Below are 17,303 nucleotides of genomic sequence, written 5' to 3'. Positions count from 1 at the left end.
GGAGCCTTCCATATTTTTTAAGAATACGTTTCTTCTTTCTTCACTTGTTCTTTGACAAGTTCCGTAAGCAATTCAATAATCTCATCATTCTCTTCTTTTAAACCAACTGTAATACGGATACCATCATGTATGCCAAACGCAGCACCAGAACGGACAATATATCCTTTTTTCATCAATCTTTCAAACACTTCATTACCTGGTATGCCAATTTTCAATAAGATAAAATTCGTTTGAGATGGATAATAGAATACATCGTACTCCTTACAGAATGTATAATATTGATTTAGACCTTCTGTATTCCTTTTTACACACTCTTGTAAAAATTGCTGATCCTCTATCGCAGCTACCGCTACAGCTTGCGCCACAGTTGATGTATTAAACGGGAGTCTCGCTACTTCTAGTTGCTGAATGAGCTTCGCATCACTGATTGCATATCCAATACGAAAAGCAGCTAAACCATACGCTTTTGAGAATGTACGTAATACCATAAGGTTTTCATACTGTTCCAGAAGCGGTAATGTTTGCGGATAATCTTCTGCTCCTGCATATTCATAATACGCTTCATCCATAATAACAAGCGCCGATTTCGGAACTGCGTCTAAAAATGAAAGTAATGTTTGCTTTTCTACATATGTACCTGTCGGATTATTAGGATTACAAATCCAAACGATTTTCGTTTTTTCATCCACTTGCTTTAGCATCGCATCTAAATCATGAACACCATCTTTAAGCGGTACTTCACGAACCTCCGCTCCTTCAATAACAGCATGGTGATGATACTGCGAGAATGTGGGATTCGCCATTACAACATTTGTCTCTTTATGTAACAAGGCACGACTTATCATTTGAATCACTTCATCTAGACCGCTACCAAATAAAAGTTGTTCTGGTTTTACTCCCAAATGCGCTGCCACCTTTTCACGAAGTTCAAAAGCTGCACCATCTGGATATAGAGCGTACTGATTAGCTAACGAAGTTAGCGCTTCTGTTACACGATCTGAACAACCAAATGGATTTTCATTTGATGCTAACTTTACAATTTTCGATAATCCATATTCTCTCTTTACTTCTTCAATATTTTTCCCAGGTACATATGCTTTCAAAGTTAACAACTGCTCTTTTACTCTCATTTTTCTTCCCCCAGTCATTTTATTAAATCAGACTACAATATAAATTTCATCTTCTACATTGTAATCTTTTATCATAACCGTCATTATTACGAGAATATCTCTAGATAAGCATTTCATACCTCTCCTATACAGCTAGCGATTAAGCGAACGTCATATCCTTTTGAAACGCCTCTAACGCAATATGAACAGTCTCATCTGAAATAGATACGACATTCACCACCCCATATTCCTGCATAAGCACCATATGAATTGTTCCTGCACTTGCCTTTTTATCTTGCTTCATCACTTGCACAAGACGCTCTACACTTAAATCCCTTGGCATATTTGGATAGCCGTACTGTGAAAACCACTGTTTCATTTCTTTATAAGCAAGGTCTACATTATAAATTTGCTCACTTAAAAACATCGCAAATAGCATTCCAATTGCTACTCCATCACCGTGAGTAATATTGCCATATCCCATCTCTTTTTCAAGAGCATGTCCTAACGTATGTCCAAAATTCAAATGAGCACGAACACCTTTTTCTGTTTCATCTTGTGCTACAATTTTTGCTTTCACAGGAATCGCTCTTTTTAATATATAAATTAATTTTTCATCACGAACGTCCTCTAAAGTTTTCACTTCTTTCTTTAACCATTGATAAAATTCCACGTCACCAATCAGAGCATGTTTCATCACTTCAGCAAATCCGGAACGCCACTCTTGTTCCGGTAGGGAGCTTAAAAATGGTGTATGATATAAAACTGCTTCTGGCTGATGAAACGCCCCAATCATGTTCTTCCCTAACGGGTGATTAATCGCAACTTTCCCACCAACTGCACTATCGTGCGCTAATAAAGTCGTCGGAACTTGTATAAAGCGAACACCGCGCATAAATGATGCTGCAACAAATCCAGCCAAATCACCAATCATTCCTCCACCAAGAGCGATAACTAAAGAATTACGATCCATTTTATTTTCAAGTGCAGACGTATGTGCCGCATAAAAATTTTCAAAAGACTTTTCTTTTTCACCACTTGGAACAACGAATGAAAAAACTTTTTGTTCAACTTGCAACGCATCGATAACTGTCTGTAAATGAAAGGCCGCCACAGCTTCATCAGAAATTATCATTACATTAGATACAGCCGGTGTCATATCTCGAACAAGTGTCATCAAATGCGGCAGCACATCTTTCCCTACATATACATCATACTCTTTCGATTTTGTCTGAATATGTATGCTTTCCATTAAAATCCCCTCGCATATTCATTATGTTTATTAATATTTTCACGAATAGAATCTATACGATCTACTCCAAACTGTTCAATTAAAGCTGCCGCTAGTTCCCAAGCAACAACCGCTTCTGCTACAACACTAGCTGCTGGTACAGCACAACTATCAGAGCGCTCAATACTTGCCGTAAAAGATTCTTTCGTGTCGATATCGACGCTTTGAAGAGGCTTATACAAAGTCGGTATCGGCTTCATGACACCGCGCACCACAACTGGCATTCCTGTTGTCATACCACCTTCCAATCCACCTGCATGATTTGTTCTTCTCGTATACCCACTTTCTTCATCCCAAAGAATTTCATCATGAACTTGACTTCCCGGTCTATGTGCAGCTTCAAACCCAATACCAATCTCTACACCTTTAAAGGCATTAATACTCATAACTGCCGCTGCTAATTTCGCATCAAGTTTTCTATCATAATGCACATAACTACCTACCCCAATTGGCATTCCTTCTACAACTACTTCAACAATTCCACCGATAGAATCTCCATTTGTTTTTGCATCATCGATGGCCTGCATCATTTTCTCCCCTGCTTCTTCGTCTAAACAACGAACAGGAGATGCTTCCGTAATTTGCTGTAATTCTTCAATAGAGCTGTACGTAATCGATTTTGCCTTCACGCCACCAATTTCAATAACATGTCCAGCAACTTTTATCCCTAATTCTGATAACAATTTCTTAGCGACAGCACCAGCAGCGACACGAACTGTCGTTTCACGCGCTGAAGAACGTTCAAGTACGTTTCTCATATCCCTGTGACCATATTTAATTGCACCATTTAAATCAGCGTGACCAGGCCTCGGTTTTGTAACTTTTCTTTTCATTTCTTTTGTTTCTTGTTCTGTTAATGGCTCTGCACCCATAATCTTTGTCCAATGTGTAAAATCGCGATTTTCAACGACGAGGGCAATTGGAGCTCCAATTGTTTCCCCATGTCTAACACCACTTACAATTTGCACTTGGTCTTTTTCAATTTGCATACGTCTACCACGGCCATACCCTTTTTGTCTTCTTGCTAATTCTGTATTTATATCTTCCGCAACTAAAGGTAATCCGGCTGGAATTCCTTCTAAAATCGTTGTAAGTTGCGGACCGTGAGATTCACCAGCTGTAATATATCGCATACGTTATTCCTCTTTTCGTATATGTATTTATCCCGCTATGTAAAGTAACTATAACATCTCTCATAATTCTATAAAAAATAAAGAATTTATGTAATAAGTTTCATATGGATAGACACCTTACTTTTAGTATCAATATATCATAACAAACCTAGCTTTTTAACTAATTGAAATTAAAAAAGTGCAAGAAGAATAATTTTATTCTCCTTGCACTTTCCACTATTATCACAGTGATTAAAGCGTTTACAAATTATTTTAAAATAATTAGTAAATCCATTGATTCATTAATTTTGAGTAGTCAACTAATTCTTCTTCTTTAAAGAAAATACCAATCTCACGCTCTGCGCTTTCTAAAGAATCAGAACCGTGGATAATATTTTTCCCAACAGTTAAACCGAAATCTCCACGAATCGTTCCAGGAGCCGCTTCATGTGGTCTTGTTTTACCCATCATATTGCGAGCTGTATTTACTACATCTTCACCTTGCCATACCATTGCAAACACAGGACCAGATGTAATAAAGTCTACTAATTCACCAAAGAAAGGCTTTTCTTTATGCTCACCGTAGTGTTGTCCAGCAATTTCCGGAGTGACTTGCATTAATTTCGCACCAACTAATTGAAAGCCCTTTTTCTCAAAACGAGCCACAATTTCCCCAATGAAAGCACGTTGTACACCGTCTGGTTTTACCATTAGAAATGTTTTTTCCATAAAAAATCTCTCCACTTCTGAATTATGTATGTAATTGTATATCCCCACACACATATTAACACCCTTATCACAATAGTGCAATAGTTTTGAAATAGAGAGATTATTTTATTTGTAAGAAAAAACAATTAAAATTTTCGTTTCCCAATATACTTTGCAACATTTTGCAACGCATATTTCGCCTGCCCACGTGGCAACGGTTTTATTACCTCTAACGCTTTATGTAAATAACGTTCACTAAATGCAAACGCCTGATCAATAGCCGGACTTGTTTTAATATCATCAATAATTTCTTTCATTTCACTTGCTGTTGTATGTTCATGTACAGATACAATTTTCGCACGAAGTTTTGGATCTTCCATTGCATACAAAGCGGGAAGTGTAACATTACCTTGCAATAAATCGCCACCCGCAGGTTTCCCAAGCTTTTCTTCCGTTGAAACAAAGTCTAAAATATCGTCAATGATTTGATAAGACATACCAACAAAATACCCATACCAAAATAAACGATTTACTGTATCACGGTTAGCACCAGCAGCAATCGCTCCTAACTGACAACTCGCAGCAATCAATAATGCTGTTTTTCTCTTTATTCTTCTTAAATACGTCCTCAAATTTTGATTATAATTATACTTATCCTTAATTTGCTCAATTTCACCTTTACAAACTTCTAAAATTGTATAAGACAATGCTTGATGAGCTTCTGGAACTTCTAAGTTCGTTATACACTCAAGAGACTTTGCGAATAAATAGTCTCCTGTATACATCGCAATACGATCTCCCCATTTCGCATTCACTGTGGCACTACTGCGTCGTAAAAGTGCTGCATCAATTACATCATCGTGAACAAGAGAAGCCATATGAATGAGCTCTAGCGCAACTGCAACATGTTTAATTGTATCTAGCTTATAATCCCCAAACTTTCCTGCAAGCAAAACAAATACAGGACGAATCCTTTTTCCACCAGCTTCGATGAGTTGTAATGCTGCCTCTTCTATTAACTGCTGCTCTGAAGCAACAGTCTTTTTCAATTCTTTTTCTATTACATTAATATCCGATCGTAAAAAAGAGTACATAAGTTGTAACTTCATATTGTTCACCTTAACCTAAAACGTCTTTTTTCTAGTTTGATTCTGGTTTAATCCCTAAATGCATAGCGGCTACCCCAAAAGTAAATGGTTTCACTTGTACACGCTCAAGTCCAGCTGTTTCAAACATCCCCGCTAATTCTTTCATCCCTGGGAATGTACTAGCAGATTCTTGAAGCCATGAATATTCTTTATAACTTTTTGCAAACATCTTTCCAAATAACGGCATGATATATTTGAAATATAAAATGTACATTTGACGAAAACCAATCATCGTTGGTTGAGAGGTTTCTAAACAAATCACTTTTCCGCCAGGTTTCACAACACGAGCCATTTCTTTTAATACGTGCATATAATCCGGAACGTTTCGTAATCCAAACCCAATTGTTACGTAATCAAATGTATTATCTTCAAATGGTAGTTCCATTGCATTTCCATGCATCAGTTCCACATGCTCTAGCTCTAAAGCCTCTACCTTTTGTTTACCAACAGATAACATATTTTCGCTGAAATCTAAACCACATACTTTACCGTTTTGGCCTACAGCGTCAGCAAGTGCGATTGTCCAATCAGCCGTTCCACAGCACACATCGAGCGCCTTGCTGCCAGGCTTTACATCCATGATTCGCATTGTCTCTTTGCGCCATGCTTTATGTCTTTGAAAACTAATAACAGAATTCATCACATCGTATTTATCAGAAATTTTCTCAAATACGTCATGTACTCTTTCTTCTTTTGATTGCTGCATGCTTGTACCTTCTTCCAATATAAAATCTATGTCTTCGATTTATCTCTTAAAGTAGAAACCACATCATTAATTTCTGTATGACTTTGTAAAAATACACTTTCTTGTTTGTCCATTTCTGCCAGCCAACCATTAACAATCGTTTCTACATCGCTGTCGTCATCATTCGATATAGTTTCTTGAACTGCTTGAAAAACAGGTGAATTTTGTTTATCAGCATGCAATTGATATTCTTTTTGAAGACGATTCTTTCCTAGTACACAAGTGACAAACGGCTTCCAATATGATAAATGGAAATGATCACATGCTTTTTGCAGAAGTGCAGATTCAATTGCAACTACACTTTCGACTATTTCATCAACCGTTTCATACACCTTTTGATATAGCATAATTTTATGTTCATTAATTTCTTTAATTCCTTCAGCAAGTGCACGAATAAGGACAATATCACAATTCATAGAAAGCAAATAATAATATAATCCACTATAATAATCGCCAGCAAGGACCGTTAGTTGACGACGCTTATGAAATCCACTTGTTTCTTTATCCTCTTTATTTGATACCTTTTCATGTGTATCAAGAGCAATTTGCACAAGCATAATCGTTACTACATAATGATCAATTTGGTCTTTATGTAAATTCGCACTCTTTAAAGCAGCATATAAAAGCGCCACTTTTTCTTCATCAACAACTGGTTCTTCAATATATTTTATAAAATAAGGATGGCGTAATCTCGCCATTAACTGCTCCTTTATACCCGCATACCCTCCGTAGATGTCCCACACAAAAAATCACCCTTGTTTTCTAATTCATAAAACTTATTATAACACATACATTCTATTTTCTATAACCAAAACTTGGCTATAGGAAACAAACTTCCCCTTACTTATGCATAACTTTCATGCATATAAATTTTCTTACTCTCTATCAATTACCATTATTCGTTTTTTATAAAACAATGATTTTCTGTTTCTACCTGCACCATTCATACTAACTTTCATATTCTTTCTCACAAATGTTAAAGTTAAACCAAATCATCTATTTGCGACATATAAACAAAAAAGAAAAGCAGTTTCCCGCTTTTCTTTACTTCGTCTTAATAAAAGACAAAATTTCACTACGTGCCGCTGCATCATTTTCTAACACACCGCGCACTGCTGTAGTTACTGTTTTTGCACCCGGTTTTTTCACACCACGCATTGTCATACACATATGTTCTGCTTCCACCACTACCATTACACCATGTGGCTCTAATACTTCCATAATAGAGTTTGCTACTGTTGATGTAATACGCTCTTGAAGCTGTGGACGACGTGCAATTGTATCTACAGTACGAGCTAATTTACTTAAGCCCGTTACTTTTCCACCGCGTGGGATATATGCAACATGAGCAACTCCGTAAAACGGAACAAGGTGATGCTCACACATCGAATAAAACGGTATATCTTTTACCAATACAAGCTCTTCGTGATCTTCTCCGAATACTTTATGCAAATGCTCTTTCGGATCTTCATGCATACCTGAGAATACTTCTGCGTACATTTTCGCAACACGTTTTGGTGTATCAAGTACTCCCTCACGATTTGGATCGTCTCCGATTGCCTCTAAAATAAGACGCACTGCTTGTTCAATTTGTTCTAAATTAACTTTTGCCATCCGCTAGCCCTCCCGAAAAACCTAAAAAGTGATACGAACACATTCTAGCATATTTATGTTTTTAAAAGCAAAAAGAAGAGTTCCCAAAAAGAAAACTCTTCTTCCCTGTTAATATGTAAGGATTATTTAACCGCATCTTTTAACGCTTTACCAGGTTTGAATGCAGGTACTTTGCTTGCAGCGATTTCAATCTCCTCACCAGTTTGTGGGTTACGACCTTTACGAGCCGCACGCTCACGAACTTCGAAGTTACCGAATCCGATCAGTTGTACTTTATCACCTTGTTTTAAAGCTTCTAAGATAGAATCAAAAACAGCGTCCACTGCTTTTGTTGCATCCTTTTTAGAAAGGGAACTTGCTTCTGCAACAGCATTGATTAAATCTGTCTTGTTCATGCCATTCACCTCCTCCCAAAGATAAGACTGTATAATGATCATAAAATGAGTCTTACTTTCATTTGTAGGCAATTTTTACAAATTCTATACTACAAAGATGTAGATAAATCATTATCAACGCCTATATTATACGATTCTTCTCTATAATTCAATATTTTTAAGGAAATTGTTACCCCGAAAATGTGAAAATCTGATGAAACTTGACAATATACAACAAAATATTAGATAATGACTGTTTATTTTATAGAGTCCCTTCCCCTCAAAAAAAGTCCCTCTGCATGCAGAGGGACTTTTTTTACAATATAATTGCAATTAATCCACCAGAGCCTTCATTAATAATTCTTTCTAACGTTTCTTTTAATTTATAACGAGCATTCTCTGGCATTAAAGATAATTTCGCTTGAATTCCCTCTCTAACAATCGAGCTCAAAGAACGTCCAAATATATCAGAATTCCATATCGATAGCGGATCATCTTCAAAATCTTGCATTAAATATCGAACAAGTTCCTCACTTTGTTTCTCTGTACCAATAATCGGCTCAAATGTAGATTCAACATCTACTTTAATCATATGAATAGACGGTGCAACAGCTTTTAATTTTACACCGAATCGTGAACCATGGCGGATAATTTCTGGTTCATCTAGACTCATATCAGCTAAAGCTGGAGCCGCTACGCCATATCCTGTTTGTTTTACCATTCGTAAAGCTTCTGAAACTTGATCATATTCTACTTTTGCATGAGAAAGATCAAGCATAAGCTTTAACAAATGATCCTTACCTCTAATTTCTACCCCTACAACTTCTTTTAAAATTTGATCGTACAATTCATCTGGAGCATATAAATCAATTTCTGCTACACCTTGCCCCATATCAATACCAGCCAAACTTGCTCGATCAATAAATTCATATTGGCTAAATTGCCAAACAACACGGTCCACATCACGAAGACGTTTTATATCCTTCACTGTCTCTTGAACAGCTTCCTGATAACTTTGACGTAGCCAATGCCCTTCATTTAATACCATTACCCAACTTGGGAGGTTCACATTCACTTCTAAGACTGGGAACTCAAATAAAGCTTCACGAAGTACATTATAAACGTCTGTTTCCCTTAAACTTTCTACACTCATTGCAATTACTGGTATATCATACTCTTCTGATAAACTTTGACGTAACTGTTCTGTATCTGGATGATACGGTTGTACAGTGTTAATAATCATGATAAATGGTTTTCCCACTTCTTTTAGTTCATTAACAACGCGTTCTTCTGCCTCTATATAATCTCTTCTTGGAATTTCACCAATTGTTCCATCAGTTGTAATAACAACCCCAATTGTAGAATGCTCTTGAATCACTTTACGCGTTCCAATTTCCGCAGCCTCATGGAACGGGATAGGCTCTTCATACCATGGGGTATTAATCATGCGAGGCCCATTCTCATCCTCATATCCTTTCGCTCCAGGAACTGTATAACCAACACAATCTACTAATCGAATATTTACTTCAAGTCCTTCATCCACTTCAATAGAAACTGCTTGATTCGGAACAAATTTTGGTTCTGTTGTCATAATTGTACGTCCTGCAGCACTTTGAGGTAATTCGTCCTGTGCACGCTGACGGTCTGAATCATTTTCAATATTAGGAATGACAACAAGTTCCATAAATTTTTTAATAAATGTTGATTTTCCTGTTCGAACAGCCCCTACAACTCCAAAATAAATATCACCGCCTGTACGTTCAGCAATATCTTTAAAAATATCTACCTTTTCCAAGTGATTCCCTCCCCCGAAATTTTTGGGAATAATTCCATTCCGATACCTTACCAATACCACCTCTGATGTTCCCTCTAATATCTGATATAATATAATGATATTCTAGAAGTTCGGACAATATATCATTTAATTTTGTCCAATTTCATTTGACTATTTAAAAAGAACTTTTTGTTTGCATCACAAGTTGTATTACATAAAAAACCTTTCTTTTAGAACTTATTCGCTAAAAGAAAGGTTCATGACTTATGATTTAAAAAAAATTGGTTCTCCATTTTTCACTGTATACGGTAAAGAATACGCAGGAACGAATGGTGAATCTTTTAAAAGCATATTACGAATATCTTCACCTTCTTTAAACTGGCCACCATTTTTTTTCAGCACTTCATATAAATCTATTCGATAATCAACAAAAATCTCCCCTTTTTCATTTATTACAAGTGGTAGTCCCTTCCCTGAATATGGGCTTGTCACTTGAGGCACATCTTTATATCCTAGCTTTTTGAAATCTAGTTCATAAACACCATCTGTAATAACCTTTTTAAAAGGCGGATATTGATGATCATCCCGATACATTTTTAGTTTTAATGTAATTTCCCGAATTTGTTCTGCCATTCTGACATCGATCAACTTTACGGTGGGATTTGTTTCAACATCAACTAATACGTATTGATATACACCGCCACTTTCATATGCATTCCCTGGCGCTTCTTGTATGTAACGTGGAGCTATTTTTTGAAAATCAATTGGATACTTCTGATAAATCGGTGTACTCATATCGCGTGTTTTTATAGGTAATAAACCATCATTTTGCTCCTTATATGTAAGAACTGCCTTTTGAACAGCTTGCAGCTGATCTTCATACGGGATAGCATTTTGTTTCATATTCTCGCTCGGATACATACACCCCGCTAAAATGCTTGTACAACAAAATATTAAAATAATATAGAATTCCTTCACTGACAATCACCCTTTTTTTCGTGCTAGTACGAACTGTACTATGTTTATTTATTGCTATCGTGGCTCATTCTCCCTCTTTCCTTCACTGCTCTACCGGGCCACTAAACACGACAAGAAAAATAACAATTCCTGATACAACCATAAGTGTATAAGCTATCGTCGCTGTAATCCCTTTCAAAAATTTATTCTTCATTTTATGTCTACTTAATAAAATAAAAATTACTGCAATAAACATAAATCCCATTGCCCCTAAAGAAAACCACATTTTTATAAGCCCTTCAGACATATACACACCCCTTTATGCTCAATCTATTTTTATACTATTTTAACAAATTAAAATCTTTAAACAAATACAATTCATCATTTTACTGCAAATTAACAATAATTTATGTACAAAAATAAAACCGGAGCGAAGATATTTCTCGCTCCAGTTGACCAAATATGCCCAAAACAGCTCTATCCCTCTATTCTTTCATAGCTATCATATGCAATCTATAAACTCTTTGTTTCTCATACTTTATTTTTTAAACATTTTGCTTAACGAGCTAAAGTCTGTCGGCATATTGTTGTTAATAATCGCTTTTACGATTTGATCTTCTTGCTCTTTTGGCACTTCACGTCCTGCTAATAGAGCAACTTGATGAATTAACTGACGAAGTACTTTCTCATCACGTAAATTCGCATTTTGTACCGATGATGCTAATTTAAAAATATCATCTTTGTTTACTTTCGCTTCTTTCTCGATATTATTGAAAATGTTATTATCCATTCCTTTCACCCTCTCCTCAAGTTACTCTTCATCCTATGCAAGAAGAAAAAAATGGTGAAAAGACCCATAAAAATAAAAAGCGATATAAGTGCACACCGCACTTATATCGCTTTTATTTACAGTAAATCAGGTATTGCTTCAACTTCATGCTTTCGAACACGTCCCATCAATGAGCCTACTGCATCTTTCACATTATTCCCATTGAAAAGCACATCGTATAAAGCCGCTGTAATCGGCATTTCAACTTCCATTTTCTCTGCCAATTCATGAGCCGCTTTCGTCGTTCTTACACCTTCAACAACCATACCCATACTATCTAATACTTCTTCTAAAGAGTGTCCTTTTCCAAGCATATTTCCCGCACGCCAATTTCGACTATGAACACTTGTACAAGTTACAATTAAGTCTCCCATACCCGTTAAGCCAGCAAACGTTAGTGGATTCCCGCCCATTTTTCTTCCTAAACGAGCGATTTCTGTTAAACCACGTGTCATTAACGCAGCCTTAGCGTTATCACCTAACCCAAGTCCGTCAGTTATTCCCGCAGCTAGCGCAATAATATTTTTTAAAGCCCCGCCAAGTTCTACTCCGACGATATCAGGGTTTGTATATACGCGGAAATAGCTATTCATGAACAAATCTTGCACCCCTTCAGCAGCTTCCATACGCTTAGCGGCAGCTGTAACAGTTGTCGCTTGACGCAATCCTACTTCTTCAGCATGACTTGGTCCTGATAGTACAACGACATCACGAATAAGATGCGCTGGAATTTCTTCCTCAATCATTTCAGAAATACGTTTTGAAGTGCCTGGTTCAATTCCTTTACTCGCATGAATCCAAGTAATTGGTCCTGTAATAATTTTTTTCATATCATGCAATACTTCTCGGTACGCTTTTGTTGGTACTACTAGAAGTATTGTCTCTACATCTACTAATGCTTCTTCTAAAGAAGAGTAGGCTACGATTGTGCTTGGCAATGTAATCCCCGGAAGATATCGACTGTTCTCATGTTTCGTATTCATTTCATCCATAAGTTCAGGGCGATTTCCCCAAATACGTACATCATGTCCATTGTCAGCTAATACCATCGCTAACGCTGTTCCCCAGCTACCTGCTCCTATTACTGTGATTTTTGTCATAAAATCACATCCTCTCCATTAGTCTCTTGCTCTAGAAATAATTCGAATTGGCGTTCCTACAAAGCCAAACGATTCACGTAAACGATTTTTTAAGAAACGCTCATATGAGAAGTGCATTAATTCTGGATCATTTACAAATACAACAAATGTTGGTGGTTTCACTGCAACTTGTGTTGCATAGTAAATCTTCAGACGACTACCGTTATGAGTTGGCGTTGGATTCATTGCTACTGCATCCATAATTACGTCATTTAATACGTTCGTTTGGACACGGATGCTATGACTTTCATTTACCTCATTAATAACCGGTAATAATGTTTGTGTACGTTTTTTCGTTTTCGCAGATAAGAATACAATCGGTGCATAATCTAAAAATTGGAAATGAGCACGAATATTTTCTTCAAATGCTTTCATTGTCTTTTCATCTTTTTTAACTGCATCCCATTTGTTTACAACGATAATTACAGCTCGTCCTGAATCATGGGCATAGCCAGCAATTTTTTTATCTTGCTCAATAATGCCCTCTTCACCGTCTAAAACAACTAAGACAACGTCAGAACGTTCAATCGCTCTAAGCGCACGAAGCACACTATACTTTTCTGTACTCTCGTATACTTTTCCTTTTTTACGCATACCAGCTGTATCGATAATTACATAATCTTGACCATCTTTACTGTATGGCGTATCGACAGCGTCGCGTGTTGTTCCTGCTACATTACTTACAATTACACGCTCTTGACCAAGAAGCGCATTTACAAGTGATGATTTCCCTACATTTGGACGTCCAATTAATGAGAAACGAATTGTTTCGTCATCGTATGCTTCTTCTTCAATCTTTGGAAAATGATTTGCAGCTTCATCTAATAAATCCCCTAAACCTAAACCATGTGTACCTGAAATCGGGAATGGTTCACCAAATCCTAATGCATAAAAATCATAAATATCATTACGCATTTCCGGATTATCAACTTTATTTACTGCAAGTACAACGGGCTTTTTAGAACGATATAAAATTTTTGCAACTTCTTCATCAGCTGCCGTTACTCCATCACGACCGTTCGTCATAAAAATGATAACATCCGCTTCATCAATCGCTACTTCCGCTTGTTGACGAATTTGTGTCAAAAATGGTTCGTCTCCAATATCAATTCCGCCTGTATCGATAATATTAAATTCGTGATTTAACCATTCTCCAGCGCTATAAATACGGTCTCGTGTTACACCTGGGATATCTTCTACAATGGAAACTCTCTCTCCAACAATTCTATTGAAAATAGTAGATTTCCCTACGTTCGGGCGTCCTACTATCGCCACTACTGGTTTCGGCATATACTTTCATCCTTTCAACTTGCATCTGTTTATTATGTAAAAAACCCTTCTTTGTGCAAGAAGGGATTTGCATTCCAGAATATTTCTCAACGTATCAAAACACCTCATATTATACCACACGTTACTAATGTTTCACAATAATATATACATTCTCTTGTAAGCGATGTGCAATACCGTCTAAAATCGCTTCTAAATTATTTGCGACAAATTCCATTTCCTCTTTCGATTCACAAACGAATGAAGGGGCTCCACCAGCAAATTTTTCTGGCGTTGTTGTAATGACTGCCAGAATATAACTTTCTAACATCATCGCGCATCGCCCCTTCCTTTTGGAGCTTCTGACGACATATGAACAGCACTTTCTAATGTTGGCACATTACCAATTACACCTATCGCTTTCTCTACGTCATTATCTTGTGGAAGTACAAAAACACCGACTCTTCCATCCTCCAGATCACGCTTAGCTAACGGTACAAGAGCTGGTGTCCCAGAATCTCTGTATACACCTAACGCTACAGATACATCGTGTAAAATCGCTTGACGTTGGCCTAAATTCGCTATCGTGACTCGAGCATCAATAGACTTTGGCTTTAAAATAAACCCCATTCCATACTTCATAATTTCTTCTTGCCTTGCAGGTAATCCAATATTCATAATATAAATATTATCGATATAAAGACCAGCTCCTTCAAAACGAAGAGGAACATGCTCAATCTCTACAAGGTCATGAAGTCGTTTACCAGACATCAATGTTTTTGCAATGAAAAAGCCTGCTATACCTGCAATTACCCCCGCAATCCATGAATGAAATCCGATATAAGCAAATGTTGTCACAAACGATGTTAACATAGCCAAATAGTTACGACTTTCAAATACTAAAGCAATCCCTTCAATATATGTATTGCCACGTGGTACAAGCTCATATCCATCTAATTGTTGAAGCGTATTTCTTTCCATATTGCGCACATCACGAAATTGAGTCGCTGCTAATGTAAGAAAAGTAATTGCAGAAAAATCTTTTTTCAAAATAGATGGAATTGCGATTGCACCCAAAGCTGCCGCAATTAATCCCATAGCAATATGAATTATTTTCCCGTGTAACCTTGTAGGGTATTGCCTCGTATCTGTACGAAGCATTAAAACTCGCGTTACTGTTCCCGCAATTACGCCACACAAAATGGCTGGTGTATATTCAGTCATGTATTACCCTTGCCTTTCTTTTACGTGTTTTTTTCTTAAGTTGTTCTGTATACACTGACGCTTTTGCAATACAATATAAAATCACCATGAATAAAGTAGAAACAGCGATGATATCAAAAAACGCCAAACTACCAAATTCATAAGGAAAATGTAATTTACGGAAAATAAATGTTACTAATAGCTCTCCTTGTAGCATCCCTACATATAAAGAGCATAAGCGTAACAAACGATCCCCGTGCAATAAAACTGATGCATATACGAGAGCACCACTTACCATAAAGATTCGGTCCACCACTATCCAAATCGGATCATATACTTCTAACAAATGAAAACTTGTATATAACATAGCGATAATAAGTGCTGAAAGGACGGCGTATAATTTTTTCCAAAAAGAATATAGTGTAATCCCTAAAAATGAAATGATACTAAGTAAAAGAGCATTTACTGATACAGTGAAAGAAGCAATCGACATATTGATTGGTGAACAAATAATAAAAACTAATATAACAGCACTTATTTTCCACCTGATAGATTCCTTTTTCATAAAAAACGTTACAACGATCCAGCCCATCCAAGCTACAAAATAAAAATAACTTCCATCCATTATTTCACCCCCTATGATTTCCATTATGGGAACTTTTTATGAAAGTTAATCCTGTTCTTCTTTTTGCATAGTTTTTCTGATAACAGCAACACTTTTAATAAGGAGGTGTTATGAACAATGGGTAAAGACCGCCAAGAACGAAAACTACGCGAATCACGCCGTGTTGAATCTGATCGTGACCAATCACTTCAATATCCTGGTGCAACAAGTCTTGATACACCAGAACAAGCTCGAAAACAAAATCAGCACTAAACAAAAAAACAGCCAATTTCTGGCTGTTTTTTCGTTTAGTGCTTTTCTTCAAGCTTTTACACATAAAACTATACATAAATAGGAACACTTTCATGCATAATAAATTATCTCCTACTATAACGTGTAGTATCAATTCCTCTTTGCGATAACCAATGGTATGTTTCACCTTTCACAACAAGAGGTACTCGTTGTAATTCTTCTATCGTTCTCGCACCAAGGGCTGTCATAATAAATTGTAAATCCATATGTAAAATCTCTATTTCATTCATTAACTTCTCGACACCATCTTGCATTAAAATGCGTAAAAAATATCCAGCAAAAGCGGTCGTCTGCGCTCCTAACGCAATTGCTTTTGCGACATCAAGCGCTGTTTGTATACCACCAGATGCAATGAGAGAGAGGTTATTATTTGTAGAGGATGCTTCTATTAATGAGGTAGCTGTCTGAATGCCCCAGTTATTAAAATAAGAAAGCATTCGCTGTCTTCTTTCATTTTCCACAGCAGCAAAATTCGTACCACCTTGTCCACCAATATCAATCGCTGTGACGCCTATATTGGCCAGCTGTTGTACTGTTTCTTTACTCATCCCAAAACCTACTTCTTTAACTATAACGGGAACTTCACAATTTAAAGTAACCTTTTCAATCCGTTCTAGTACACCAGTAAAATCCCGATCACCTTCTGGCATTGTTAGTTCTTGAATTACATTCAAATGAATTTGTAATGCATCTGCTTCAATCATATCAACTGCATACTTCGCCTGTTCAACTGTCGCTTCACTACCTAAGTTTGCAAAAACAATCCCATTTGGATTCACTTTTCTAACTATTCTAAATGAAGCGGCTTCGCTCTCATCTTTTAACGCTGCCATTTGTGAACCCACAGCCATCGCAAGCTTATGATGTTTCGCTACAGATGCTAATTGTTCATTAATATGTAATGTTTGTTCTCCTCCACCACCAGTCATCGCATTGATAAAAATCGGCGAACTTAGTGAAAGTTCGCCGATTTTTGTTTCACATGTAATACTTTCATAACTTGAATTTGGCAAGCTTTGATGCACAAAATCAATGTCATGAAAGCCATGTGTACGAGACTGTCCAGTGGAAAGAGCATATTCAATATGTTCTAATTTACGTTTTGCCCTTACCACTTG

At 36.8% G+C, this 17,303-nt stretch carries 20 protein-coding genes; 1 reads left to right on the top strand and 19 read right to left on the bottom strand.

Annotated elements, in window-relative coordinates:
- Window positions 1-17: 17 nt before the first annotated feature.
- From hisC to DJ93_RS20150, 18 genes are all read right to left on the bottom strand, one after another.
- Complete coding sequence (hisC, locus tag DJ93_RS20235; protein WP_042982855.1) at window positions 18-1,130, bottom strand: histidinol-phosphate transaminase; 1,113 nt, start codon at window positions 1,128-1,130, stop codon at window positions 18-20.
- A gap of 139 nt (window positions 1,131-1,269) precedes the next feature.
- On the bottom strand, window positions 1,270-2,361 hold the full coding sequence (gene aroB, locus DJ93_RS20230; RefSeq protein ID WP_042982854.1) for a 3-dehydroquinate synthase: 1,092 nt from the start codon (window positions 2,359-2,361) through the stop codon (window positions 1,270-1,272).
- Complete coding sequence (gene aroC / locus DJ93_RS20225) at window positions 2,361-3,533, bottom strand: chorismate synthase (RefSeq protein ID WP_042982853.1); 1,173 nt, start codon at window positions 3,531-3,533, stop codon at window positions 2,361-2,363. The genes aroB and aroC overlap by 1 nt, the downstream gene beginning before the upstream one ends.
- A 261-nt stretch (window positions 3,534-3,794) precedes the next feature.
- The gene (ndk, locus tag DJ93_RS20220; RefSeq protein WP_042982852.1) at window positions 3,795-4,241 is read right to left on the bottom strand and encodes a nucleoside-diphosphate kinase; all 447 of its coding nucleotides are present in this window, start codon (window positions 4,239-4,241) and stop codon (window positions 3,795-3,797) included.
- A gap of 125 nt (window positions 4,242-4,366) precedes the next feature.
- Window positions 4,367-5,329 (bottom strand): heptaprenyl diphosphate synthase component II, encoded by a 963-nt coding sequence (gene hepT, locus DJ93_RS20215; protein ID WP_042982850.1) that lies wholly within the window; start codon window positions 5,327-5,329, stop codon window positions 4,367-4,369.
- A 31-nt stretch (window positions 5,330-5,360) separates the two neighbouring features.
- Window positions 5,361-6,074, bottom strand: coding sequence for a 2-heptaprenyl-1,4-naphthoquinone methyltransferase (menG, locus tag DJ93_RS20210; RefSeq protein ID WP_042982847.1), 714 nt, complete (start codon window positions 6,072-6,074; stop codon window positions 5,361-5,363).
- 26 nt (window positions 6,075-6,100) lie between these two features.
- On the bottom strand, window positions 6,101-6,856 hold the full coding sequence (locus DJ93_RS20205; RefSeq protein ID WP_042982846.1) for a heptaprenyl diphosphate synthase component 1: 756 nt from the start codon (window positions 6,854-6,856) through the stop codon (window positions 6,101-6,103).
- 301 nt (window positions 6,857-7,157) lie between these two features.
- Window positions 7,158-7,727: a GTP cyclohydrolase I FolE gene (gene folE / locus DJ93_RS20200; RefSeq protein WP_026591201.1), complete on the bottom strand. Its 570-nt coding sequence runs from the start codon at window positions 7,725-7,727 to the stop codon at window positions 7,158-7,160.
- Window positions 7,728-7,849: 122 nt separating this feature from the next.
- A complete protein-coding gene (locus tag DJ93_RS20195; RefSeq protein ID WP_001043860.1) occupies window positions 7,850-8,122 on the bottom strand; it encodes an HU family DNA-binding protein in 273 nt (90 codons plus the stop codon).
- Window positions 8,123-8,417: 295 nt separating this feature from the next.
- Window positions 8,418-9,896 (bottom strand): stage IV sporulation protein A, encoded by a 1,479-nt coding sequence (gene spoIVA / locus DJ93_RS20190; protein WP_042982844.1) that lies wholly within the window; start codon window positions 9,894-9,896, stop codon window positions 8,418-8,420.
- Between the two features lie 243 nt (window positions 9,897-10,139).
- A complete protein-coding gene (locus DJ93_RS20185; protein WP_042982842.1) occupies window positions 10,140-10,853 on the bottom strand; it encodes a hypothetical protein in 714 nt (237 codons plus the stop codon).
- Window positions 10,854-10,935: 82 nt separating this feature from the next.
- Window positions 10,936-11,139: a DUF2768 domain-containing protein gene (locus DJ93_RS20180; RefSeq protein ID WP_042982841.1), complete on the bottom strand. Its 204-nt coding sequence runs from the start codon at window positions 11,137-11,139 to the stop codon at window positions 10,936-10,938.
- A gap of 231 nt (window positions 11,140-11,370) precedes the next feature.
- Complete coding sequence (locus DJ93_RS20175) at window positions 11,371-11,622, bottom strand: stage VI sporulation protein F (protein ID WP_042982839.1); 252 nt, start codon at window positions 11,620-11,622, stop codon at window positions 11,371-11,373.
- A gap of 116 nt (window positions 11,623-11,738) precedes the next feature.
- Window positions 11,739-12,761 (bottom strand): NAD(P)H-dependent glycerol-3-phosphate dehydrogenase, encoded by a 1,023-nt coding sequence (locus DJ93_RS20170; RefSeq protein WP_042982838.1) that lies wholly within the window; start codon window positions 12,759-12,761, stop codon window positions 11,739-11,741.
- A gap of 18 nt (window positions 12,762-12,779) precedes the next feature.
- The gene (gene der, locus DJ93_RS20165; protein WP_042982837.1) at window positions 12,780-14,090 is read right to left on the bottom strand and encodes a ribosome biogenesis GTPase Der; all 1,311 of its coding nucleotides are present in this window, start codon (window positions 14,088-14,090) and stop codon (window positions 12,780-12,782) included.
- A gap of 124 nt (window positions 14,091-14,214) precedes the next feature.
- The gene (locus DJ93_RS20160; RefSeq protein WP_042982835.1) at window positions 14,215-14,400 is read right to left on the bottom strand and encodes a capping complex subunit for YIEGIA; all 186 of its coding nucleotides are present in this window, start codon (window positions 14,398-14,400) and stop codon (window positions 14,215-14,217) included.
- Window positions 14,397-15,290 carry a YIEGIA family protein gene (locus DJ93_RS20155; protein ID WP_042982833.1) on the bottom strand — a complete coding sequence of 298 codons (894 nt, stop codon included), beginning with the start codon at window positions 15,288-15,290 and terminating at the stop codon, window positions 14,397-14,399. Before DJ93_RS20155 ends, DJ93_RS20160 begins: the two co-directional genes overlap by 4 nt.
- Window positions 15,283-15,894, bottom strand: coding sequence for a YphA family membrane protein (locus DJ93_RS20150; protein WP_042982832.1), 612 nt, complete (start codon window positions 15,892-15,894; stop codon window positions 15,283-15,285). Before DJ93_RS20150 ends, DJ93_RS20155 begins: the two co-directional genes overlap by 8 nt.
- 117 nt (window positions 15,895-16,011) lie before the next feature.
- Between DJ93_RS20150 and DJ93_RS20145 the strand changes: the two genes are divergently transcribed.
- Complete coding sequence (locus DJ93_RS20145) at window positions 16,012-16,146, top strand: YpzI family protein (protein WP_000513901.1); 135 nt, start codon at window positions 16,012-16,014, stop codon at window positions 16,144-16,146.
- Between the two features lie 104 nt (window positions 16,147-16,250).
- Here DJ93_RS20145 and fni read toward each other — a convergent pair whose 3' ends face one another.
- Window positions 16,251-17,300 (bottom strand): type 2 isopentenyl-diphosphate Delta-isomerase, encoded by a 1,050-nt coding sequence (fni, locus tag DJ93_RS20140; RefSeq protein ID WP_042982831.1) that lies wholly within the window; start codon window positions 17,298-17,300, stop codon window positions 16,251-16,253.
- Window positions 17,301-17,303 lie beyond the last annotated feature (3 nt).

Source organism: Bacillus clarus (assembly GCF_000746925.1).
Classification (GTDB): Bacteria; Bacillota; Bacilli; order Bacillales; family Bacillaceae_G; genus Bacillus_A; species Bacillus_A clarus.
Note: the sequence above shows the minus strand (reverse complement) of the source record. Positions and strands in the feature narration are given on the sequence as shown.